20 protein-coding genes, 2 tRNA genes and 1 pseudogene are annotated in these 22,823 nt (G+C 71.2%); 19 read left to right on the top strand and 4 right to left on the bottom strand.

Going from position 1 to position 22,823, the window contains the following annotated elements; all coding sequences use genetic code 11:
* Window positions 1-55 precede the first annotated feature (55 nt).
* Window positions 56-637 (top strand): NADH-quinone oxidoreductase subunit B, encoded by a 582-nt coding sequence (locus AB0877_RS29385; protein ID WP_196929437.1) that lies wholly within the window; start codon window positions 56-58, stop codon window positions 635-637.
* Between the two features lie 59 nt (window positions 638-696).
* Here AB0877_RS29385 and AB0877_RS29390 read toward each other — a convergent pair whose 3' ends face one another.
* Window positions 697-1,641: a hypothetical protein gene (locus AB0877_RS29390; RefSeq protein WP_366612799.1), complete on the bottom strand. Its 945-nt coding sequence runs from the start codon at window positions 1,639-1,641 to the stop codon at window positions 697-699.
* 160 nt (window positions 1,642-1,801) lie between these two features.
* On the opposite strand from AB0877_RS29390, the gene AB0877_RS29395 reads away from it, so the two are divergent.
* Entirely contained in the window at window positions 1,802-3,118 is a 1,317-nt protein-coding gene (locus AB0877_RS29395; RefSeq protein WP_366612800.1) for a DUF2252 domain-containing protein, read from the top strand.
* Between the two features lie 16 nt (window positions 3,119-3,134).
* Here the strand turns inward: AB0877_RS29395 and AB0877_RS29400 are convergent, their stop codons facing one another.
* Window positions 3,135-4,181, bottom strand: coding sequence for a glucose 1-dehydrogenase (locus AB0877_RS29400; RefSeq protein ID WP_366612801.1), 1,047 nt, complete (start codon window positions 4,179-4,181; stop codon window positions 3,135-3,137).
* Between the two features lie 105 nt (window positions 4,182-4,286).
* Here AB0877_RS29400 and AB0877_RS29405 point away from each other — a divergent pair.
* Together AB0877_RS29405 and AB0877_RS29410 are read left to right on the top strand one after the other, a co-directional pair.
* Window positions 4,287-4,865 (top strand): annotated as a pseudogene (locus AB0877_RS29405) (NADH-quinone oxidoreductase subunit C); the annotation flags it as partial.
* A gap of 578 nt (window positions 4,866-5,443) precedes the next feature.
* Window positions 5,444-6,406 carry a complex I subunit 1 family protein gene (locus tag AB0877_RS29410; RefSeq protein ID WP_366612802.1) on the top strand — a complete coding sequence of 321 codons (963 nt, stop codon included), beginning with the start codon at window positions 5,444-5,446 and terminating at the stop codon, window positions 6,404-6,406.
* A 722-nt stretch (window positions 6,407-7,128) separates the two neighbouring features.
* On the opposite strand, the gene AB0877_RS29415 is transcribed toward AB0877_RS29410, so the two are convergent.
* Window positions 7,129-8,148, bottom strand: a complete 1,020-nt coding sequence (locus tag AB0877_RS29415; protein ID WP_366612803.1) for a glutathione S-transferase C-terminal domain-containing protein — start codon at window positions 8,146-8,148, stop codon at window positions 7,129-7,131.
* Window positions 8,149-8,237: 89 nt separating this feature from the next.
* Between AB0877_RS29415 and AB0877_RS29420 the strand changes: the two genes are divergently transcribed.
* From AB0877_RS29420 to AB0877_RS29460, 9 genes are all read left to right on the top strand, one after another.
* Window positions 8,238-8,666, top strand: coding sequence for an ester cyclase (locus AB0877_RS29420; protein ID WP_366612804.1), 429 nt, complete (start codon window positions 8,238-8,240; stop codon window positions 8,664-8,666).
* Between the two features lie 93 nt (window positions 8,667-8,759).
* The gene (locus AB0877_RS29425) at window positions 8,760-9,356 is read left to right on the top strand and encodes an NADH-quinone oxidoreductase subunit I (RefSeq protein ID WP_366612805.1); all 597 of its coding nucleotides are present in this window, start codon (window positions 8,760-8,762) and stop codon (window positions 9,354-9,356) included.
* Window positions 9,357-9,381: 25 nt separating this feature from the next.
* Window positions 9,382-9,936 (top strand): NADH-quinone oxidoreductase subunit J, encoded by a 555-nt coding sequence (locus tag AB0877_RS29430; protein ID WP_366612806.1) that lies wholly within the window; start codon window positions 9,382-9,384, stop codon window positions 9,934-9,936.
* On the top strand, window positions 9,933-10,295 hold the full coding sequence (nuoK, locus tag AB0877_RS29435; RefSeq protein ID WP_366612807.1) for an NADH-quinone oxidoreductase subunit NuoK: 363 nt from the start codon (window positions 9,933-9,935) through the stop codon (window positions 10,293-10,295). The genes AB0877_RS29430 and nuoK overlap by 4 nt, the downstream gene beginning before the upstream one ends.
* Window positions 10,292-12,223 (top strand): NADH-quinone oxidoreductase subunit L, encoded by a 1,932-nt coding sequence (locus AB0877_RS29440; protein WP_366612808.1) that lies wholly within the window; start codon window positions 10,292-10,294, stop codon window positions 12,221-12,223. The genes nuoK and AB0877_RS29440 overlap by 4 nt, the downstream gene beginning before the upstream one ends.
* Window positions 12,220-13,728 carry an NADH-quinone oxidoreductase subunit M gene (locus tag AB0877_RS29445; protein WP_366612809.1) on the top strand — a complete coding sequence of 503 codons (1,509 nt, stop codon included), beginning with the start codon at window positions 12,220-12,222 and terminating at the stop codon, window positions 13,726-13,728. Before AB0877_RS29440 ends, AB0877_RS29445 begins: the two co-directional genes overlap by 4 nt.
* The gene (locus tag AB0877_RS29450; protein ID WP_366612810.1) at window positions 13,725-15,212 is read left to right on the top strand and encodes an NADH-quinone oxidoreductase subunit N; all 1,488 of its coding nucleotides are present in this window, start codon (window positions 13,725-13,727) and stop codon (window positions 15,210-15,212) included. The genes AB0877_RS29445 and AB0877_RS29450 overlap by 4 nt, the downstream gene beginning before the upstream one ends.
* Window positions 15,213-15,328: 116 nt before the next feature.
* A complete protein-coding gene (gene htpX, locus AB0877_RS29455; RefSeq protein ID WP_124858758.1) occupies window positions 15,329-16,204 on the top strand; it encodes a zinc metalloprotease HtpX in 876 nt (291 codons plus the stop codon).
* 137 nt (window positions 16,205-16,341) lie between these two features.
* Complete coding sequence (locus AB0877_RS29460; protein WP_366612811.1) at window positions 16,342-17,601, top strand: MFS transporter; 1,260 nt, start codon at window positions 16,342-16,344, stop codon at window positions 17,599-17,601.
* Window positions 17,602-17,793: 192 nt separating this feature from the next.
* Here the strand turns inward: AB0877_RS29460 and AB0877_RS29465 are convergent, their stop codons facing one another.
* Window positions 17,794-18,288, bottom strand: coding sequence for a YajQ family cyclic di-GMP-binding protein (locus AB0877_RS29465; RefSeq protein ID WP_366612812.1), 495 nt, complete (start codon window positions 18,286-18,288; stop codon window positions 17,794-17,796).
* 147 nt (window positions 18,289-18,435) lie between these two features.
* Here AB0877_RS29465 and AB0877_RS29470 point away from each other — a divergent pair.
* The 6 genes from AB0877_RS29470 (at window position 18,436) to AB0877_RS29495 (ending at window position 22,812) form a co-directional block, all read left to right on the top strand.
* Window positions 18,436-18,519, top strand: a tRNA-Tyr gene (locus tag AB0877_RS29470).
* Window positions 18,520-18,598: 79 nt separating this feature from the next.
* Window positions 18,599-18,757 (top strand): hypothetical protein, encoded by a 159-nt coding sequence (locus AB0877_RS29475; RefSeq protein WP_366612813.1) that lies wholly within the window; start codon window positions 18,599-18,601, stop codon window positions 18,755-18,757.
* Window positions 18,758-18,777: 20 nt separating this feature from the next.
* Entirely contained in the window at window positions 18,778-19,035 is a 258-nt protein-coding gene (locus tag AB0877_RS29480; protein WP_366612814.1) for a hypothetical protein, read from the top strand.
* An 88-nt stretch (window positions 19,036-19,123) separates the two neighbouring features.
* On the top strand, window positions 19,124-19,384 hold the full coding sequence (locus AB0877_RS29485) for a hypothetical protein (RefSeq protein ID WP_366612815.1): 261 nt from the start codon (window positions 19,124-19,126) through the stop codon (window positions 19,382-19,384).
* A 730-nt stretch (window positions 19,385-20,114) separates the two neighbouring features.
* Window positions 20,115-22,646: a bifunctional diguanylate cyclase/phosphodiesterase gene (locus tag AB0877_RS29490; protein WP_366612816.1), complete on the top strand. Its 2,532-nt coding sequence runs from the start codon at window positions 20,115-20,117 to the stop codon at window positions 22,644-22,646.
* A gap of 93 nt (window positions 22,647-22,739) precedes the next feature.
* Window positions 22,740-22,812, top strand: a tRNA-Thr gene (locus tag AB0877_RS29495).
* Window positions 22,813-22,823 lie beyond the last annotated feature (11 nt).

The following is a 22,823-nucleotide window of genomic DNA, read 5'->3' on the forward strand; positions in this document are numbered from 1 at the left end:
CCGGACCGCGCGGACGCCGGCTGTGATTCACTGTCGGTGAGGAGAGGGGGCGGTCGTGCAGCTGCCGGCAGTGCTCGGCGAGCCGATCCGGTTCGTGCTGAACTGGGGGCGCCGCTACTCGCTCTGGGTGTTCAACTTCGGTCTGGCCTGCTGTGCCATCGAGTTCATCGCCACCAGCATGGGTCGGCACGACTTCATCCGACTCGGCGTGATCCCTTTCGCCCACGGCCCCCGCCAGGCCGACCTGATGGTTGTCTCCGGCACGGTGACCGACAAGATGGCCCCGGCGATCAAGCGGCTCTACGACCAGATGCCGGAGCCGAAGTACGTCATCTCGTTCGGCGCCTGTTCCAACTGCGGCGGCCCCTACTGGGATTCGTACTCGGTGACCAAGGGCGTCGACCAGCTCATCCCGGTCGACGTGTACGTGCCCGGCTGCCCGCCCCGGCCGGAGGCGCTGCTGCACGGCATCCTGCGCCTGCAGGAGAAGATCGCCGCCGAGCAGTCCGGCATCGGGGGTGTGCCGCAACGGGACGTGCTGGCCGCGCCGCTGGACGCCCCGCCCCGCGAGGCCGCCGCGCCACGCTCGGTCGACTCGCTCACCGCCCCGCCGGTCCGCCCACCCGCCGCGAACTGAGGACGACCGGCCGCCACCCGGAACTGGTCCGGGCGGCGGCCGACCGCCGCACCATCAGGTCAGCCGGCCGCCACGGCCAGGTTGAACGTGACGGTGTTGTCGCTCGGGTCGACGTCCGGCACCGTCTCGTTCCAGTAGAGGGTGGCCAGCTCCACGGTGATCGTCGTCGCCTCGTCCGCCGGGTCGGTCGGCCGGCTGATGAACAGCGCCACGTCGCGCTCTTCACCCTGCATCAGCAGCCCGCCCGGCACGAATGCCTGCGGGCCGTACACCGGGCCGTCGAAGGGCTCGGTAAAGAGGATCATCGACCCGGCGGGCAACCCCGTGGCCGTCAGCGAGCTGCCGAGCTGCCGAGCGTCACCTGAGTACCGGACCCGGAGCGGCACCCGCCGGGTGTTCTCCGGGCCGTCGGTCACCGGACCGGCCAGCTCGACGGACGCGTTCGCCTGGGCGTCCTGCACGTACGTCTGCGGGCGGGCCAGCTTGCCGTCGAGGGAGCGGAACTGCGCGCTGAACGGCACGGTGCCCAGCGATCCGGTTTCGTACGAGTAGGCGGTGACCAGACCTCCCGCCGCGATCATCGGGTAGCTGCGAGGGGTGGTCAGCACCTGGAACTCCACAGTCGCCCGGCGAGACTCGCCCGGGGCCAGATCGTTGCCACGCGGCAGGGCGCAGGTGCGGACCAACAGCCCCTCCTCCACGCCGTCCGACTCGCAGCGCGACTCCACGCCCCCGGAGAAGGAGCCGGCCACGGCCTCGCGGATCCGGAAGTAGAAGCCCTGCGTGCTGTCACTGTTGTTGGTGATGGTCACCCGAAGGCTGCCCCGGTAGCCGCGCTCGGTCGGCTCGAGCACGAGCCGGCTCAGCGAGAACGTGGGGGCGTCGGCGGAGGCAGACGGTGCGGCCGAGGCCGGTCCGGCCGCGCCGATCGTCGCCGTCAGGCCGAGTAGTGCGGCGGTGAGCAGGGTCCCCGTTTTGCGGAACATCTTTATCTGGTCCTCCATGGTCGACGCCCGGCGAGGGACCTGCCGCCGCTCGTGGCGATGCCGCGATCGATCGACGTAACCATGGTGTCCGGGCCCCCGCGCCGTGACCCGCACAGCATGATCGATGGATACCTCGTTCGCCACCCCGTTGTGGACCCGCCGCACTAGCCTCCGGACTATGAGCAGCTCAGGGGACCAGCGCTCCGCCCACATCGTCGACGTGCTCACCGAGGAGTTCGGGGCGTCGATGGCGATCGACCCGGCCGCCTTCCGCCGCAAGTTCCGCAAGATGGCGGCGTCGCCGTTCGCGTTCTATCGGGGCAGCGCCGCGCTGTTCTACGCCGACCAGCTCGGCGACTTCGCCGACGACCGGTTCTTTGACGAGCAGACCAGCCGGGTGTGGATCCACGGTGACCTGCACGCGGAGAACTTCGGCACCTACATGAACGCCTCCGGGCAGCTCGTGTTCAACGTCAACGACTTCGACGAGGCGTACGTCGGACCGTTCACCTGGGACCTGCGACGGCTCGCGGCCAGCGTGGCGCTGCTCGGCTACGGCAAGGCGCTCTCCGACACGGCGATCGGGGAGTTGGTGGCCGGCTTCGCCCGGTCGTACCTGACCGAGCTGCGGGCCATCGCCGCCGGCGGCGACGACGCGATCGGCTCGATCACCCTGGACAACGCCGACGGGGTGCTGCGCCGGGTGCTCCAACGGGCCCGGCTCAACACCCGCGTGGACCTGCTGGCCGCGCAGACCACCATCGACAACTACGAGCGACGGTTCTCCATCGGCGACGGGGTCTTCGAGATCGACGACGCCACCCGCGACCTGGTCAGCGCCGCCTTCCAGGAATACCTGGGCACCCTGCCAACCGCCGGGACGCAGCTGCGCCCGGTGGCGGCGCGGATCAAGGATGTGGTGCTGCGCAAGGGAGTGGGCATCGGCTCGGCCGGGCTGCCGTCGTACAACCTGCTGCTGGAGGGGCACACCCAGGCGCTGGAGAACGACGTCGTCATCTACATGAAGCAGGCGCAGGTGCCGGCCGTGGCGCGGTACGTCACCGACGAGTCGGTCCGCGGCTACTTCCAGCACCAGGGGCACCGGACCGCCGAGTCGCAGCGGGCGTTGCAGGCGCACGCCGACCCGTGGCTGGGCTTCACCGAGCTGAACGGGGCCGGTCAGCTCGTCGCCGAAGTCTCCCCGTACGCCGCCGACCTGGACTGGTCGGACGTGAACGAGCCGGAGGAACTGACCGGTGTTCTCCTCGACCTCGGTCGGGCGGTGGCCCGGATGCACTCGGTCGCCGACGACGAATCCAGTCACGACCTGGTGGACTACTCCACCGAGGAGGCGATCGTCGCGGCGGTGGACGCCGACGAGCGGGGCTTCGTCGCCCACCTGGTCGACTTCGCGCACGCGTACGGGGTGCGCGCCCGCCAGGACCACCAGCTCTTCGTCGACCTGTTCCGCAACGGTCGACTGCCGGGCATCTGATCCGGCGCGGCGTCGCTCAGGACGCGAACTCCAGCACCACCTTGATGTCGTCCGGCCCGGGGGTGTACGCGTCGGCGTACCGATTCACCGGCACCCGCCGCGTGATCAGCGACTCGAGCCAGACCTGGTCGGCGCGGGCCAGCGCCTGCGCGGCCATGGTCCAGTGTCGCCGGTTGGCGTTCACCGACCCGAACACCACGTTGTTCTCCAGCACCAGCTCCCGGTTCAGCGCCCCGGCGTCGAAGTCGATGCTCCGGCCACCGCTGGACACCCCGGCCAGGCAGACGATCCCGGTGGGGGCCGCCTTGCACATGACGTCGAGGACCACGGTGGGAGCGCCGGTGCACTCGATCACCACGTCCGGCTCGAAGGGCAGGTCGTTGACCGACACCGTGTGGTATGTGGCGCCCAGCCCGGCGACCAGCTCCGGCTTCGGCCCCTCGGTGTTGCGGTCCAGCACGTGCACGGTGAGCCCGCGCTGGGTGCCGAGCAACGCGGCCAGCAACCCGATCGGGCCGGCCCCGGTCACCAGGACGGACTGCGGCTGCCACTCGGCCCGGTGCCCGATCCGCTCGATGTGGTCCCAGGCCTTCGCCACCACACTCGTCGGCTCCAGCAGCACGCCGACCTGGGCAAGTGTCGGGTCGAGCTTGACCGCGAACTGGGGTTCGATCCGCCAGCGGTCCCGGGCGAACCCGGGAAGCGCCTTGATGCCGTGTTCGGTGTACTGGTCGTTGCGGCACATGTCCCACTCGCCGACTTCGCAGTTGGGGCAGGGGACCGGATCGGGGTGTCTGACGATGCCGGCCACCAGGTCGCCGGGTTGCAGCGTGCCGCTCGAGTCCTCGATCACCCGGCCCAGTGACTCGTGGCCGATGATCAGGCGTTCCGCACCCGGCGGCGCCTCGCCGTACTCCCCGGAGATGATTTCGTGGTCGGTGCCGCAGATCCCCACCGCCAGCGCCTCGACCAGAACAGAGCCCTCCTCGGCAGCCGGCTCCGGCTGATCCTCGACGAGGCTCAGCGAGTTGGCGACCCCAGGTTCCACCGTCACAGCGCGCACATCCTCATCTTTCCCCGCTGGCGCGTACGGCGGGCCCAAAGCCGGCAGATCGTCGGGCATCGGCGGCGGCCAGGTGCGGCCTCGGCCGGCACTAGGATCAGCGGCATGACTCCCGAAGAGGTCGGCGCTCGACTGGTCGCGCTGCTCGCGCCGGCTGAGGCGACCCCGTCGGTCTCCGGCGGGCAACGGTTCGCCCGGGCCACCGTCGACGTGCCACCCACCAGTTGGCTCACCGCGGTTTCGGCCGCCCGCGACGACGCCGAGCTGGCCTGCGACTTCTTCGACTGGCTTTCCGCCGTCGACGAGTTGGCCGAGGGCTTCGACGTGGTGGCGCACCTCTGGTCGTCGCGACTGCGACACGGCCTGCTGCTGCGTACCCGGTTGCCGCGCGAAGCGCCCACTGTCGCCTCGGTGGTCGACGTCTACCCCGGTGCCGCCTGGCACGAGCGGGAGACGCACGAGATGTTCGGCATCGACTTCGCCGGGCATGGGGAGCTGCTGCCGCTGCTGCTGCCGCCGGAGTTCGAGGGTCACCCGCTGCGTAAGGAGTTCGTGCTGGCGTCGAGGGTGGCGAAGCCCTGGCCGGGTGCGAAGGAGCCGGGCGAGTCCGAGGCCGGCGCCGGACGTCGACCGATCCGCCCGCCGGGCGTACCCGCTCCGGGCGAGTGGGGTCCCACGCCCACCCCGGCCGGCGCCGGCGGAGTGGGGGAGGGCCCGCGTGGCGGCACCCCGGCCAGACCGGCCCGTGAGCGTCCGGCGCGGCCCGCCCCGGGGGCCCGTCCGGCGCGTACTCCCCGCCCGGTCGGCGCCACCGACGGCCCGACCCCCGCCGACCAACCCGCGCCCGACGCAGGCCCGGCCACACCCGACCAACCCGGCGCCGGCCCGACTGCCGCGGCCGTGCCCAGCGCCGGCCCGGCCTCCAGGGCCGTGCCCAGCGCCGGCCCGGCCGACCAGCCTGCGCCCGACGCGGCCGCACCCGACGAACCTGGCGACGGCCCGACTGCCGCGCCCGATGCCGCCGCAGCTGACCAACCCGGCGCCGGCCCGACTGCCGTGCCCGGCGTGGCCGCGCCTGACCGGCCCGTGCCCGACGGACCGGCTGCCGAGCCTGTGCCCGGCGTTGACGGGGTCGGCCACAACGCGTCCGGCGTGGCCTCATCGGGCAGGCCCGGCCGGGATTCGGCCACCTCGGGTGGCGAGCCGGTCGCGGACCCGCCGGGCCGCGACGGCCGGAGCGACCACGACGGGGGTACGGCCTGATGCCGCTCTGGGTGGAGCTGGTGCTCCGGATCGGCGGCGTGGTGGTCGCCTTCCTCACTCTGCCGTTGCTTGTCGGCCAGGCCGAGCACAAGGTGATGGCGCACATGCAGGGTCGGCTCGGGCCGATGTACGCGGGCGGCTTCCACGGCTGGGCTCAGCTGGTGGCCGACGGGGTCAAGTTCGTGCAGAAGGAGGACATCACCCCGCGCGAGGCGGACCGGGCGGTGTTCCGGCTGGCGCCGGCGGTGGCCCTGGTGCCCTACCTGCTGGTGTTGCTCGTCATTCCGCTCGGTCCGAACGACCTGGTCGGGCAACCGTTGGACATCGGCCTCTTCTTCGTGCTGGCCGTGGTCGGCGTCGGGGTGGTGGCGGTGCTGATGTCGGCGTGGGCGTCGGCCAACAAGTACAGCCTGCTGGGCGGCTTGCGGGGGGCGGCCCAGCTGCTCGGTTACGAGCTTCCGCTGGTGCTGGCCGCCGCGTCGGTGGCGATGGCAGCCGGCACGCTCAGCCTGTCGGGCATCGTCGAGGCGTGGCAGCCGTGGTGGCTGCTCTGGCAGGCGCCCGCGATGATCATCTTTTTCGTCGCCGGGCTGGCCGAGATCCGTCGACCACCGTTCGACATGCCGGTGGCCGACTCCGAGCTGGTCTTCGGGTACATGACCGAGTACACCGGTCTGCGGTTCGCGTTCTTCCTGCTCGCCGAGTACGTCGGCATCGTGGTGATCGCCGCGCTGACCACTGTGCTGTTCCTGGGTGGGTGGCAGGGCCCGTTCGCCGACGAGCAGTTGGGCTGGCTCTGGACGCTGCTCAAGATCTTCGCGGTCTCCTTCGTGATCATCTGGCTTCGGGTCTCCTACCCCCGGCTACGCGAGGACCAACTCCAACGCCTCTGCTGGCTGGTCCTGGTCCCGGCCGCGCTGGCGCAACTGGTCCTGACCGCAGCCGTCCGCATAGCCCTGTAACCCCGCCCCGCCCGGCCTCACCCCGCCCGCGCCCGGCACTGCCCGGCTCGCGCCCTGCCCGGCCCTGCCCGCGCCCTGCCCTGCTCGCGCCCCGTCGCGCGGGTCTGCGCGGCCCGGCCCTGCCCTGCTCGCGCCCTGCTCTGCCGTGCGGGCCTGCCTTGCCCTGCTCCGCCCGCCCGCCCCCGTCCCGCCGTCCCGCCGCCCCTGCTGCGTCGATCATGGAGTTGTGGTGGGTGACAAAGTGCGCGGAAAGCAGTAATCCGGGCACCAACAATCCATGATCGACGGGGTCGATAGGTCACCGAACCGCGATCTTGCACTTACTGCGCCGACATAACGGGCGTAGTTCTCGAATCGACAACCGAAACTGCAAGATCGGCGAGGCAAGCGGGGCGGGGCGAGGCGGGGCAGGCCCGCAGGGCAGGGCGGGGCAGGGCAGGGCGGGGCAGGCCCGCAGGGCAGGGCAGGGCGAGGCAGGGCGAGGCGGGGCGGGGTGGGGTGGGGTGGGGTGACGCGGGGTGGGGTGACGCGGGGCGGGGCGGGTGGGGCGTGCGCGCGGGCAGGCGCGGCGCGGCAAGCGCGCGGGGTAGGCGGGTAGCGGGCGGGCAGGCGAGCGCGGGGCGGGGTGGGGCTGGACGAGCGCGGGGGCGGAACGAGCGCGGGGCGCGGGCGAGGGCCGCGCGGGCGGGGCGCGCGGGCGCGGGGCGGGGCGGGGTTGGTGGTTAGGGGAGTGGGGTGTGGGTGGGGTCTACGGGCTCGATCGGGGGTGGGGGCGGGGTGCCGTCGCCGAAGGGGCGGCCGCCCAGCGCTTCCCGACCGTGCGGGGTGAGCCAGTTGGACAGGTCCGGGCCGAGCGGCACGATCCCGGTCGGGTTGATGTCGCGGTGCACCTCGTAGTAGTGCCGCTTGATGTGGTCGAAGTCGATGGTGTCGCCGAGACCGGGAGTCTGGAACAGGTCCCGGGCGTACGCCCACAGCACCGGCATCTCGCTGAGTTTCTGCCGGTTGCACTTGAAGTGGCCGTGGTAGACCGGATCGAAGCGGACCAGCGTGGTGAACAGCCGCACGTCGGCCTCGGTGATGGTGTCGCCGACCAGGTAACGCTGGTCGGTCAACCGCTCGGTGAGCCAGTCCAGCCGGTCGAAGAGCCGGTGGTACGCCTTGTCGTACGCCTCCTGGCTGCCGGCGAACCCGCACCGGTAGACGCCGTTGTTGACGTCCCGGAACACCACGTCGTTGACTTCGTCGATCTGCTCCCGCAGGTGCTCGGGGTAGAGCTGCGGGGCGCCCTCGCGGTGGTACGCCCTCCACTGCGTGGACAGGTCCAGGCTCATCTGCGCGTAGTCGTTGGTCACCACCTGCCCGGTCGGCACGTCGACGATGGCCGGGACGGTGATGCCGCGTTCGTAGCCGGGGAAGCGCTTGAAGTACGCCTCCTGGATGCGCTCGATGCCGAGCACCGGGTCCCGGCCGTCGGGGTCGAGGTCGAAGGTCCAGCTCCGGGCGTCGTGGGTCGGGCCGGCCACCGCCATCGAGAGGGCGTCCTCCAGACCGAGCAACCGCCGCACGATGATCAATCGGTTGGCCCACGGGCAGGCCCGGCTGACCGCCAGCCGGTACCGGCCCGGCTCGACGGGGTATCCGTCGCGCCCGTCCTCGGTGATCCGGGTGGCGATGTACCGCTGGTCGCGGGTGAACTCGCCACCCGGCTCGACGTACTTGCCGCCTGTTTCCTCGCCCACGTCAGCCTCCCGGTCGTGTTGCTGCCCTGCTCCCCATCCTTACCGATCTCCGACCAATCGACGCGGTGAGCCCGGATACCCTCGCCGGCATGACGGATGTGGAGGCGGCGGCCCGGCGGTTCATCGCCGATGTGTGGAATGCCCGCCAGGAGGAGTCGGCGTACGAGTTGGTCGCCGAGGAGTGCCCGGGGCTGGGCGGCACCGGGCCGGAGGCGACATTGGCCTGGCACCGCGAGCGTCGGGCGGCCTTCCCGGACCTCCGCTACAAGATCGTCGACGTGGTCGCGGCCGGCGAGCGGGTGGCGGTGCACTGGCGGGCGGCGGGCACTCACGCCGGGCAGTTCGGGCCGGTGCCGGCGACCGGGCAGGTGGTCAGCTATTCGGGGGCGACGTTCCTGCGCTTCGACCCCGCGGGCCGGATCGTCGAGGTGTGGAGCTGCACCGAGTTGTTCCAGTTGCTGCAACAACTGGGTGTCGAGATGCTCCCACCGGCCGTCGACGGCGGACCTGGGGCGTGAGCGGGCTAATCGGTGGGTGACAGGTAGGCCCTGAGGTCGTCTACCTGTGGGTGGTGGTCGCGCGCGCAGTGGCCACAGGGCAGGATGGTCCACATGAGCGACCCCAGCGAGCACGGCGACACCAGCGGGCGCGGCCTCCCCGGCGCGGGCCTGGTGAAGGGGCTGGCGGTCACCCTCAAGACGATGACCAGCCGGTCGACCACCCAGCAGTACCCCGATGTGGCCCCCGAGCTGCCGCCCCGTTCGCGTGGCGTGATCGCGTTGTCGGAGGAGAACTGCACGGTCTGCATGCTCTGCGCCCGGGAGTGTCCGGACTGGTGCATCTACATCGACTCGCACAAGGAGGAGGTGGTGGTGCCCGGCGCCGCCCGCCCCCGCCAGCGCAACGTGCTCGACAAGTTCGACATCGACTTCTCGCTCTGCATGTACTGCGGCATCTGCATCGAGGTCTGCCCGTTCGACGCGCTCTACTGGTCACCGGAGTTCGAGTACGCCGAGTACGACATCAAGGACCTGCTGCACGACAAGGACCACCTCGGTCAGTGGATGGCCACCGTTCCGCCGCCGCCCGCGCACGACCCGAACGGCGAGCCGGCCAAGGAGGAGACCTCCGCCGCGCGCAAGGCGGCCGCCGCACGTCCCGCTCCTCCGGCGGTACGCTCCGACGCCGACCAGGACCCGGCGTCGTGAGCGCCCCAGCCGCAAGGGCGCTCCGGTGACCGGCGCGGACGTGCTGCTGCTCGCCCTCGGCGCGGTGGCGGTCGGTGCCGGCGTGCTGGTGGTGACCACGAAACACCTGGTCCGGGCCGGGCTGTACCTGGTGGTGTGCCTGGGCGCGTTGGCCGGTGACTTCCTGGTGCTCAGCGCCGAGCTGGTGGCCTGGGTGCAGGTGCTGATCTACGTGGGCGCGGTGGTGGTCCTGCTGCTGTTCGCGGTGATGCTGACCCGGGCCCCGATCGGCGCTTCCGACGACCTGGACCGGCCGGGCTGGCCGGCCGCGCTGATCGGCGGCGGCGCCGGGCTGGGGCTGGCCGCGCTGCTGGTCGACGCGTACCGCTGGAGCACGGTCACGTTGCCTGACGCCGGCACCGCCGAGCGGCTGGGCGAGCAGATCTTCCAGTCCTGGGTACTGCCGTTCGAGGTGCTGTCGGTCCTGCTGCTCTCCGCGCTGGTGGGCGCGATCGTGCTGTCCCGGCCGGACATCGGCCGTGCCGCCCCGCGACGCGACGCAGGCGACCTGGTCGACAGCGAGCCCGGGGGGCGCCGGTGAGGCCGGTCATCCCGTACGTCACCGCCGCGCTGCTGTTCGGCCTCGGCGTGTACGGCGTACTGCGCCGCCGCAACGCGGTGCTGGTGCTGATGTCGGTCGAGTTGATGCTCAACGCCGTCAATCTGATCCTGGTCACCGCGGACACCACCGCCCGCGCCGTGCTTCCGCACTCGGGGCAGGTCTTCGCGTTGTTCGTCATCGTCCTCGCCGCCGCCGAGATCGGGGTGGGGCTGGCGATCGTCCTTCAGCTCTACCGGTTGCGGGCGACCGTCGCGGTGGATGACGTGCCGCTCACCGAGTCGGCGGATCCCTCCGCTGGGCGTGAGCCGGTCGTCGCGGACTCGGAGGCCGGCCGGTGACCGGGCTGCTCGGGGCGCTGCTGCCCGCCGTACCCCTGGTGGCCGGGCTGCTCGGTCTGCTGCTGCCACCGGCCCCTCGGCGCGACAGCGCGACCGGCGGCGACCGGGCCCGGTCGGCCGCCGTGACGCTCGGCGTCATCGGTGCGGCCGGCGCGCTGGCGTTGGCCGTCGCTCTGCTGTTCACCATCGGCGGGCCGACGGAGACGTCGACCACCTGGGTCGACTTCGGCGGGCTGGCGGTGACCCTCGGCGTACGGCTGGACGGCGCCGCCGCGCTGGTGGCCGTGGCGGTCACCGCTGTCGCCCTGGCCGTGCAGGTCTACTCGATCGGCTACCTGCGGCGCGGTCCACACGACGACGTCGACGTGGACCACCGCTACCCGCCCTACGCCGCCCAGATCAGCCTCTTCACCGGTGCCATGCTGCTGGTGGTGGTCGCCGGCGACCTGATCATGCTGTTGGTCGGCTGGGAGGTGATGGGCCTCTGCTCGTACCTCCTGATCGCCCATGACCGCCGACTGGCCGCCGCCCCCGCCGCCGCCATGAAGGCGTTCCTGGTGACCCGGGTCGGTGACGTCGGGTTCCTGCTCGGCATCGCGCTGCTGGGTGTGTCGACGGGCAGCTTCCGGATCGCCGACGTGCTCGCCCACGAGCATTCCGGCGCGACGTTGACCGCTGCCGGCCTGCTGCTGCTCGCCGGTGTGGCCGGCAAGAGCGCGCAGTTCCCGCTGCACACCTGGTTGCCGGACGCGATGGCCGGCCCGACCCCGATCTCCGCGCTGATCCACGCCGCGACGATGGTCGCCGCCGGGGTTTACGCGGTGGCCCGGCTCTACCCGCTGTTCACGGCCGCGCCGGTGACGTTGACAGTGCTGGGGGTGCTCGGCGCGATCACGCTGCTGCTCGGCGCGCTCGCCGCCACCGCCCAGGACGACATCAAACGCGTGCTGGCCTGGTCGACGGTCTCCCAACTGGGTTACCTGACCGGCGCGCTGGCGGTCGGTTCGCCGTCGGCCGCGCTGTTCCACCTGCTCACCCATGCCGCCTTCAAGGCGCTGCTGTTCCTCGCCGCCGGTGCCGTGATCCACGCCGTCGGCACCACGCTGATGTCGGAGATGGGCGGGCTGCGGCGCAGCATGCCGGTGATGTTCTGGTGCACCGTGGTGGGCCTGGGCGCGTTGGCCGGGGTGCCGCCGTTGGCCGGTTTCTGGAGCAAGGACGGCGTACTGACGGTCGCCGAGTCGGCCGCGCTGGAGGGCACCGGGCCGGCCCCGTCCTGGGTGGGCTGGATCGTCTGGATCGCCGGGCTGGTCGGCGTGGCGGTCACCGCCTGGTACGCGGGTCGGCTGCTGCTGCGCGCCTTCTTCGGCGCCCCGCGCCTGCCCCTGGTCCAGCCGCACGACCCGCCGGCCGTGCTGCGCTGGCCGGTGCTGCTGCTGGCCGTACCGGCCGCGCTGCTCGGTCTGGCCGGGTTCGTCGGGGCGTTCGCCGACCGCCTGCGGTTCCCCACCGTTCCGGTGGCGGGCTCCGAGGACGGCCTGGTCCACCTGGGGCCGGGGGTGCTGCTGCCGCTGGCGTTCCTGCTGTTCGGCGCCGCGCTGGTGACGCTGGGCTGGCGGCGCGACCCGGCCGCCGACCCGGCCGCCGCGCTGGGTCCGTTGCGGCCGGTCTTCGCCCGCGCGTTCCGGCTCGACGACGTCCAGCACACTCTCGTGGTACGTCCCGTCCGCGCGCTGGCCCGCGCCGCGCGCACGGGTGACGAGGTGGTGGTGGACGGCGCGGTCGAGGGCAGTGGGCGGGCCGCGTCCGGTCTGGGCGCGGGGCTTGCCGCGCTGCACCGCGCGGCACTGCCCCGGGCCGCCGCCGGCGTACTGGCCGGTGCTCTGCTGATCGGCCTGGCCGCCGCTCTGGTTGGAGTTAACCGATGATGGTGGGGCAGGGGTTGCTGGTCGCGGTGCTGGCGCTGCCGGCGCTGGGCACGGTCGCGGTGGCGGCGACGCCCCGGGACCGGGCGGCCCGGCTGGTCGGTACTGTCGCGGCGGCGTTGACCCTGCTGGCGGCGGTGCCGCTGGTGTTCGGCGGGCGGGGCTGGGTCGCCTGGTCGGCGGACGAGCCGGCGGTGCGCCCGTGGCACCAACTGGACCTGCCCTGGGTGCCCGGTCTGGAGTTGCGCTTCCACCTCGGCGTCGACGGCATCTCCTGGCCGCTGGTGGTGTTGACCGCGCTGCTCACGTTGCTCTGCTGCGCGTACACGATGTGGCGGGTCCCGGACGGCGGCAGCGGCCGGGCGCTCGTCGCGCTGCTGCTGGTGGTCGAGGTGGGAATCCTGGGCACCTTCCTCGCCCTGGACCTGGTGTTGTTCTTCCTGTTCTTCGAGGTCGTCCTGCTGCCGATGTACGCGATCATCGCCGGCTGGGGCGGCGCGGACCGGCGTCGGGCGGCCCGGAAGTTCGCCCTCTACACGCTGTTCGGCTCGGTGCTGCTGCTGGTCGGCGTGTACGTCGTGGTCGCCGCCGCCGGCACCGCCGACCTGGTGACGCTGACCGGCGGCGCGGGGATGTCCCGGGGCACCCAGTTGGCCGCGTTCACACTGCTCGCGTTGGCGTTCGCGGTGAAGAGCCCGCTGTGGCCGTTGCACTCCTGGCTGCCCGACGCGCACACCCAGGCACCCACCGTGGGCAGCGTCGTGTTGGCCGGTGTGCTGCTCAAGATGGGCACGTACGGCCTGATCAGGGTCGCGGTGGGGGTGGCGCCGGAGGGCGCCCGTTGGGCGGCGCCGGTGCTCGGCGTGCTCGCCGTCGCCGCCATCCTGATCGGCTCGCTCGTCTGCCTGGCCCAGTCGGACGTGAAACGGCTCATCGCGTACTCCAGCGTGGGGCACATGGGCTTCGTGCTGCTGGGCGTCGCCACGCTGACCACCGTCGGCATCCAGGCGGCGTTGATCGGCAACGTCGCGCACGGGGTGATCACCGGCCTGTTGTTCTTCCTGGCCGGGGCGGTGAAGGACCGTACCGGCACCGGCACCCTCAGTGAGCTGTCCGGGCTGCGGGAGACCTCGCCCCGGTTGGCGGGTCTGCTCGCGTTCGCGGCGATCGCGTCGCTGGGCCTGCCCGGCCTGGCCGGTTTCTGGGGTGAGGCGTTCGCGGTGATCGCCGCCGTGCAGGTGGGCGGCCCGCTCTGGACCACCCTCGGGGTGCTGGCGGCGGTCGGTGGGGCGCTCACCGCCGCGTACTTCCTGCGGTTGCTGCGCCAGGTCACCCACAACCGGCCGAGCCCCGCCGTCGCGTCTGTCGGCCCCGCCCTGGCCGGGGCGGAGCTGACCGCCTGGGTGCCGCTGGTGCTGCTCGCGTTGGCCATCGGCCTGGCACCGACGCTGGTCCTCGGCGTCGCCGAGGCTCCCGTCGACGCCCTGATCGGGGTGGTCAAACCATGAACGTCGTGCAGAGTGTGGACAGCGTCGCGCTGCTGCCGGCCTACCTGGCCGCCGGCACGGCCGTGCTCGTGCTCATCACCGATCTGCTCGTGGCCCGGCCACGGGCCACCATCGCCGTGGCCGCGCTCGGCGCGCTCGGCACCGCCGTCGGCTCCGCGCTGGTCGGGGCGGGTGCCGAGCGGCGGACGTTCTGCGTGGGCGCCGACTGCTCCTGGATCTTCGGCGGTCGGGCGGCCCTGATCGCCGTGGTGGTCGCGCTGCTCACCGCGGGCGTGCTCGGGCTGTCGGTGCCCGCGCTACGGGCCGGGCGGTCACCGGTCGGGGAGTACGCCTTCCTGTTGGCCTGCTCGATGACCGGCGGCGTGGTGCTCGGCGCGGCCGGCGACCTGATCACGCTGATCGTCGCGCTGGAGACGCTGACCCTGCCGCTGTACGTGCTGGTCGGCCTGCGCCGGGGCAGCCTGGCGAGCGCCGAGGCGGCGGTGACCTTCTTCGTGGTCAGCGTGGTGGCGACCACGCTGACCCTGCTCGGCGCGGCGCTGCTGTACGCGGTGACCGGTGGGCTGCACCTGGACCGGCTCGGCGCGTTGATCGCCGAACAGCCGCAGTTGCGGGACCTGCCGTTGACCACGGCCGCGGTGGCGGTGCTGCTGGTCGGCCTGGCCTTCAAGGTGGCGGCGGTGCCGTTCCACGCCTGGGCCCCGGCCACCTACGACGGCGCGCCGCTGCCGGTGGCCGCGTACCTGTCCACAGCGTCGAAGCTGGGCGGCCTGGTCGCCCTGCTCGCCGTGGTGCAACGGGCGCTGCCGGCGGACCAGACCGGTCCGGTGCTCGCCCTGCTGGCCGTGCTCACCATGACCGTCGGCAACCTGGTCGCCCTGCGTCAGCGGCGGACCGTCCGGCTGCTCGCCTGGTCGTCCGTCGCGCAGGCCGGGTACATCCTCGCCCCGTTGGGGGCGTTGGCGCTGGCCGCCGGACGCACGGACGAGGCACGGTCCGCCGCGTACGCGGCCGCCCTCGCGTACGCCGTCTTCTTCGTGGTGTTGGAGCTGGCCGCGTTCGCCGCAGTGACCGCGCTGCGGCCGGCGGGTGCGGACGGCGGCACGCTGGACGACCTGCGCGGGGCAGCCCGGCGGCACCCGTGGCGAGCCGCGGCGTTGGGTCTCGCGCTGGTGGGTCTGGCCGGTCTGCCGCCGGGGCTGGCTGGCCTGTTCGCGAAGGTGACGGTGGTCCGGGCGCTGCTGGACGGTGGTGCCGCCTGGCTGGCGCTGGTGGTGGCGCTGAACGCCGTGATCGGGCTCGCCTACTACCTGCGGGTGACCGCCGCGCTCTGGGCGCCGACGCCCCTCGCCGCCCCGAACGTCGGCGGTGCCGCGGCCGTACCCGTGATGGGTGTGGTGGGGGTGGTGCTGGCGGTGGCGACGGTGGCCGCCGTGGTGCTGGGTGTCGCCCCGCAACTGGTGCTCGACCTGGCCGGACGTTGACCTGACCTGCGACTTCGGTCTCAGTGAACTCTCAGCGTTGTAACGGATGGTTGGCGGGTACCGGGTTGTTGAACCGGTCAGCGGATCCCGGCGATCCGTGCACCGAAGGAGACATCGTGCACCACAACCGTCTGAAGACCGCAGCGCTGCTTGGCCTGCTCAGCGCCCTGATCCTGGCGGTGGGCTACTGGTTCGGCGGCAGCGGTGGCCTGGTCATCGCCGTCGTCGTGTCTCTGGTCATGAACGGCGTCACCTACTTCTACTCCGACAAACTCGCACTGCGCTCGATGGGGGCGCAACCGGTCACCGAGGCGCAGTTCCCCGAGCTGTACCGGATGGTCCGGGAGTTGGCCACCGACGCCCGGCAGCCGATGCCGCGGCTCTACGTCAGCCCCACCGCGCAGCCCAACGCGTTCGCCACCGGTCGGAACCCGCAGCACGCGGCCGTCTGCGTGACCCAGGGCATCACCGAGATCCTCGACTACCGTGAGTTGCGCGGCGTGATCGGGCACGAGCTGTCCCACGTCTACAACCGGGACATCCTGATCTCCAGCGTGGCGGCCGGCCTGGCCAGCATCATCACCCTGCTGGCGAACCTCGCCTTCTTCATCCCGCTGGGCGGCGGGGACGACGAGGATCGGCCCAACCCGGCTGTGCTGCTGCTCACCCTGATCCTGGGCCCGATCGCGGCCACGGTGATCCAGTTGGCGATCAGCCGGAGCCGCGAGTTCCAGGCGGACGCCTCGGGTGCCGAGCTGAGCCGCGATCCGCTGGCCCTGGCCAGCGCGCTTCGCAAGATCGACGCGGTGGCCCGACGTCGGCCGTTGCCGGCCCAGGGGCAGCTCACCAGCACCGCCCACCTCATGATCGCCAACCCGTTCCGGGGTGGCGGCATGGCGGCGCTCTTCTCCACCCACCCCAAGATGGAGGACCGCGTCGCCCGACTGGAGCAGATGGCCCGCAACTCGGGGCCGGTGCAGTTCCAGCGCTGACCCGCTGAAACACCGCCTCCGCCCGTACCCGGCCACGCCGGTTACGGGCGGAGTGCTGCATTTCCGTTGTCTACCGGCCGAGTGATGGCGTTAGGGTCATAACGGCTCACGCTCGTTACATCCTCGGGAGGTTCACGGTGACCGCGCTGCGTCAGTACCTGGGTGTCTGGCGGATCCCCGGCGCGCCCATGCTGCTGATCACCGGCATCATCGGGCGGCTCGGAATCGGCATGACCCCGCTGGCGCTGCTCCTGGTCGTCGAGCAGGTGACCGGGCGCTACTCGCTGGCCGCCATCGCCGGCGGCATCTACGCCCTCGCCGGCGCCGCGCTCAGCCCGGTGGCCGGCCGCATCGCCGACCGGGTCGGCCCCAGCCCCGTCCTGCTGCTCACCGCCGTGGCCCACCCGCTGGCACTCATCGGGCTGCTGCTGGCCAGCCGCTCCGGCGACGACGCGCTCCCCGTCATCTACCTCGCCGCAGGCGTGGCCGGCGCCACCTACCCACCGCTGAGCGCCGCCATCCGAGGCGCCTGGAACGACCTGACCGGCCCCAACTCCGGCCGATACCACCTCCGCAACACCGCGCTGGCCGCCGAGACCACACTGTTCGAAATCGTCTTCGTCCTCGGCCCACTGCTCGTCGCCGGCTTCGTCCTCGTCGCCGACGCGGCGGCCGCGCTGATCGGTGCGGCAGTGGTCACCCTGGTCGGCACGACCGCCGTGGCCCTCGGGCGGGTCATGCGCGGCTGGCGTCCGCACCCGCAGGAACACCACGCGCGCGGCCTCGGCCCGCTACGGGTCGCCGGCTTCCCGGCCCTGCTGATCTGCGTCGCCGGCCTGGGCATCGCGTTCGGGGCCGCCGGGGTGATCGTGCCGGCGTTCGCGAGCGACCACGCCACCGGCGACCCGGAGAGCCTCGCCGGCGTCCTGCTCGCCGTCTGGGGGATCGGCAGCGCCATCGGCGGGCTCTGGTTCGGCGTCCGCAAGCCAGCACCGAACATGACCCGACAGTTCGCCCTGCTGCTCGCCGCGCTGGCCGCCACCTTCGCCGTCTTCGCGGTGATGCCCAACCCGCTCGCCCTGGGTGTCGCGCTGATCGCCGGCGGGGCCACCATCGCGCCCGCGCTGACCCTGGAGAACACCCTGGTCGGCCGGATCGCCCCGACCGGGATGTTGAACGAGGCGTACACCTGGGTGGTCACCGTCGCGGTGGCGTCGAGCGCCGCCGGCGGCTCGGTGGCCGGCGTGATCGTCGACCACGCCGGCGGCGTCCGTTGGGCGTTCCTGTTCGCCGGGGCGGCGGTCGCCGTCGGGGCCGCGGTCGCCGCACTGCCCGCCGGGCCCATCGCCCGCGCGGAGACCACCGCGGTACGCGCCGAACACCCCGTCCCCGCCTGACCGCGTGGACGGCCTTACGCCTCGGCCTTTTCGCTCGCTGGCCGCCTCGGGTGACCCTTGCTTTTGATCCACTCGGATTCCTGGAAGTCGCGGTGTTCCAGTCGCCCGGACACCCCGGCTTTCAGGAACCCGAGTCGATCTCTCCCGGACGCGCTCCGTCCGGGAGCGGTGGCGGCTCGCGGTGTCCGATCCTCAGCGGTAGTTGTTGAACTGGAGAGCGACGCCGAAGTCCTCGCCCTTGAGCAGCGAGATGACGGCCTGAAGGTCGTCCCGCTTCTTGCCGGTCACGCGCAGTTGGTCACCCTGGATCTGCGCCTGCACACCCTTGGGGCCCTCGTCGCGGATCTTCTTGCTGATGGCCTTGGCCTTGTCCGTCTCGATGCCCTGGATCACCTTGCAGTCGATCTTGAAGTTCTTGCCCGACGGGCGCGGCTCCCCAGCATCCAGCGACTTCAGCGAAATGTTCCGCTTGACGAGCTTCTCCTTGAACACATCCAGCGCGGCGCGGACGCGCTCCTCGGTCTCCGCCTGAAGGCCGATCGCCTCCTCGCCGGACCAGGAGATCTCAGCGCCGGTGCCGCGGAAGTCGAACCGCGTCGCAAGCTCCTTCTCCGCCTGCCGAAGGGCGTTGTCGACCTCCTGACGGTCAACCTTGCTCACGATGTCGAACGACGGGTTCGCTGCCATGCTTCTGCTCCTGCTGTCCGGCGGTCTGGGCCTGCCGTCGGCCGCCGACCAGCGGCACGACCCCCTGACCGTACCCGGTTGCGAAGGTGCCGGGGCGAGCCGCTATCCTTGCTTCCGCCGCCGCGTTACGACGCGGTGGGGTGCCCTGGCGGGTTGCCCGAGCGGCCAATGGGAGCGGACTGTAAATCCGTCGCGAAAGCTTCAGAGGTTCGAATCCTCTACCCGCCACCAGGTGCAGATACGGCCCCTGGCCAGCAGAGATGCTGATCAGGGGCCGCTGTCGTTGATCTAGCCAAGTCCGAACCGGCACATGCGATCGATCAGCGAACGCGCCCGCTGGCGCTCCGATCTGTTCGCCGCCAAGGACCGGGCCGCGCGGCGATCTCCAGACCTTTCGGCAACTCAGCACAGCGCACAGCACGGCGGCGACGACACCATGAACGACAAGATCAGTGGCGCCCTCGGTTGAGTTGCCCGACAGTGGGGACTATGGATCGGGATGAGGCTCGGGAGTTGGCTACGGCTGAGTTCGTCAGACGGATGCGAGCAGGGAAACCCAGGGGTGGGTTCCGGATCGAGGACTGGCATGTCGGCGAGCCGTACGAGGAAGAGCTGCGAGGACTCACTGGTAAGAAGCCCTACCTCGTCGTCGACTTCGTTCCTCAGGGTGACGCCGAGCTCCAGGGCTACCGCAAGCTCGGTATGGCGGTGGACCCAGAGACGGGTGAGCTAGACATGGTCCGATGACGAGACGCGGAGCAACCGCCAGCAGTGGGCAGATGTTGGGCGGCGACGCTAACGACATGAGCGCAGTCGTCGACTGTCCCTCTTCCGCATGCTGCTCCTGACTGTGGTGCCGCCGACGAAAGGCCAAGCCTCGCCGATGAGGTCCGCGCTCGTCGCGCTGATGTACGGCCGCATGTCCGCCAGGGTGGCCGGATCCGTGGCCTCCGAAGACGGGAGGCCGCAACGTGGACGGGCCAAACGGCTGGTCGATGGCGCGGTTGGTTCAGCGTCGGTCACCTCCGGCCCGGCCAGCGAGGAGCCGGAGCTCGTCGGTGCCGAGGTGCGTGCCGTGTTCCGGGCATCGCGGTGACACCCACCGGTGGCCTCGTTGGTGGCGAACTTGGCACCACGCGGCACTTCCTATAAGGATCCATCGATACGATACGCGATCCTAGCTGCGCAGATACTGACTGCGGCCGGTGCTTGTCCTGCTCTCCACCCAACTGAAATGAACCCGACGAGGTACTAGCGGGATGGCGAGGAGGCGGTATGGTGGTCGATGGCCGGATCGGAGGCGCACGGGTGCCGGGGGCTGTGGAGGCGTTGCTGACGGTGACTGTCGAACCGGATGTGGCGAGTCCCTCCGGCTGGACCCGAATTGTGTTGAAGGTCGTATTCGACGCTGCGTGAAGCGGTTAAGCGCCCTACAGGCTTCTGGTCTGGCCCGGTGCGTTGGGGGCGGTAGGCCGAACGGCGGGAAGTAACAGACGGTGGGGCCAGTCGGGCTACCGCCACTTCTCTGGCTGCCCGCGCTGTGGCACGATCGTGGAACCTCCATCAACGCTGTACATCTCCCGACAGGAGCGATCATGTCTGGTCGAAGGCTAGGCCGACTCGGTGGGTCTCTCCTCCTTGTTCTCGCCGCCGCCGCCATCGTGGCCTTCCCCGCCGGCCTCTTTGACAGCAACACAGGCGGGGCTCAGGCCATCGATCTCATCTGGACCGTCGTTCCGGAAGGCGCTACCGTCGGCAGTGGTCGCTGACTGGCTCAGCTCATCCCCATCCAAGGGCGGTAAACCGCAGGCGCCGTAGGGAGCGGTATGGCTCCGCGTGATCGATCGCGACGCCGTTCGGCGGATCGCGCCTGGTTCATCACCGCGCCGCTGGTGTTCTTCGCAGCGATCTGTTCCATGGTCACCGGGCTGGTGTCATCCCAGCCCTTCGGTGACTGGCTTCTCGCGCTCCTGCTGTTGGTCGCCATGGCCGGCGTGGGTATGCCGGTGCTCAACTTCGTCGTCCGGCGGCAGTCGTTCGGCATGACATTGACCGAGATTCCGCTGGTTCTGGCGCTGTTTCTGCTGCCACCGCTGACCGTCGTCGTGATCTACACGGTGGCGTCCATGCTCACGCAGACACGGCACCGGTTCGCGCCCGTCAAGTTCTGGTTCAACGTGGCCAAGGCGGCCGCCGGCACCTCTCTCGCCGTCCTCCTCCTTCAGGCGTTACCGCCCTCGAACGAGGTGGACGACCCCGGCACCTGGCTGAATCTCTTCGCGGCCGTGACCGCGGTGATCCTCGTCAGCCTCGCGGGCATCGTCGGCGTGCACACCCTCCTACAGGGTTGGCAGGCGGGACGGGACTCTCTCCGCACCGCACGTCCGGCTCTGCTCACCGCGGCGATCAACGTCTCGCTCGGTCTGATCATCCTGATCGCCGTCACCACCACCTGGTGGTCGTTGGTGCTGCTGGCCGCCCTCGGTGCGGCACTTGTTCTGGTCTACCGCTCCTACGCGGAGTTCTTCCGGCAACACCGGACACTGGCCGCCATGTACGACCTGACCCGCGCGATCGGGGAGCGGGGCCAGGACGGCGCGCTCGTCGATGCTCTCCTGGGTCGGGTGCGGGCCCTGATGCAGGCCGAGTACGCGACTCTGTGGCTGCCGGCGCTGGGTCGTCATCCCGAGGTGCTGCTCACTGCCCGGGTCGATGATCCGGGTCTGTTGGACGTCGTACGGACGCCGGCTTCTCTTCGTCAGCGCGCCGCGGACGAGGGGCGGACCATCGCGGTGGGGCGGGCCTTCGACGAGGAGTCGAACGAGCGGCAAGCCCTGAGTGAGGGCAAGATCAAGGACGTCATCGTGGTGCCGCTGCGGTCCGGCCAGGCGGTCATCGGCACCCTGGAGGTCGCCAACCGGCTCAGCGACGTCGGCCACTTCACCCCGGGTGACATCCCCATCTTCGAGACCGTGGCGGCGCACGCGGCCGTGGCTCTGGAGAATTCGCGGCTGGTCGACCGGCTCCGCCACGACGCGCACCACGACACGTTGACCCGGCTGCCGAACCGGCGGCGCATCACCGGAGCCCTTGACGAATCGGTCAAGATCGGCGCGCCGGACGAGGTGGTGGCGCTGCTGCTCTTCGACGTCGACGGGCTGCGCCAGGTGAACGAGTCCCTGGGGCACGCGGCCGGGGACAAGGTCCTCACCGAGGTTGCCGATCGGTTGCGGGCCAGCGCGCCGTCGTCGGCTCTGGTTGGCCGCGCCGGTGGGGACGAGTTCCTGGTGACGCTGCGGTTGGAGAGCGCCGACGCGGCGGTCGAGTTGGCGGCCCAACTGCGCGACCAGATCCGCGACGAGATGGTCTTCGACGCGCTCACCCTCGACGTGGACACTGCCGTCGGGGTGGCCGTACACCCGGATCATGGCAGCGACGCGGCGACCCTGCTGCTTCGGGTCGACCTCGCCGCCACCGCGGCCAAGTCGGTGCCGGGCAGCGTGCAGCTGTTCAATCCCGCGCTGGAGTCCCGTTCACTGCGCCGGTTGGGTCTGGCCGGCGATCTGCGTCGAGCACTGGACCAGGACGAGCTGGAGGTCTACTTCCAGCCCAAGGTGACTCTGCGGGACCGGCGCCTGGTGGGTGTGGAGTGTCTGGCCCGCTGGGAGCACCCGGCGCACGGCACTGTCGCGCCCGAGGACTTCGTGGCGGTGGCCGAGCACACCGGCCAGTTGAGTCGGCTCACCGAGGTGGTGCTCCGGGAGGGCCTTCGGCGCAGCCGGGACTGGGCGCTGGCCGACCAGCCGTTGCCCATCGCGGTCAACCTGTCGGCCCGTACGCTCATCGACCGGCACTTCCCGGACCGGGTCCAGGAGCTGTTGACCGAGTACAAGGTGCCGGCGCAGCGCCTCACCCTGGAGATCACCGAGTCGGGGGTGCTGGACGGCACGGACCGGCCCATCCCCACTCTGCAACGGCTGCGGGATCTGGGCGTACGGCTGTCGGTGGACGACTTCGGCACCGGTGACTCGTCTCTGGCGCACCTGCGCCGGCTGCCGGTGCACGAGGTGAAGGTGGACCGCTCCTTTGTGCAGGGCATGGCGACCGACCCGGGGGACCTGGCGATCGTCAACGCGGTGGTCACCCTCTCCCAGCAGTTCGGCCTGACGGTGGTGGCCGAGGGGGTGGAGAGCGAGTTGACCCTGGAGCTTCTCCAGGACATCGGCTGCGAGATCGGGCAGGGCTTCCTGTTCAGCCGGCCGCTGCCGTACGAGCGGTTGGCTGCCTGGTTCGGCGCCCAGGTCGAGCCGGAGACGACCTCGAACGGGGAGCTTCCGCGCCTGCGTGTCGTGCCCTGAGCAGGGCGCGGACGATCACCGGGGATCCGATTTCACCTGTCGAGCCGGGCCGTGTACTCTTACTCCTGCGCGCCCCACGGGGAGATCGCGCAGGCCCCCTTAGCTCAGTCGGCAGAGCGTCTCCATGGTAAGGAGAAGGTCTACGGTTCGATTCCGTAAGGGGGCTCGAGGGTTCAG

The organism is Micromonospora sp. NPDC047644, assembly GCF_040704315.1.
GTDB lineage: Bacteria > Actinomycetota > Actinomycetes > Mycobacteriales > Micromonosporaceae > Micromonospora.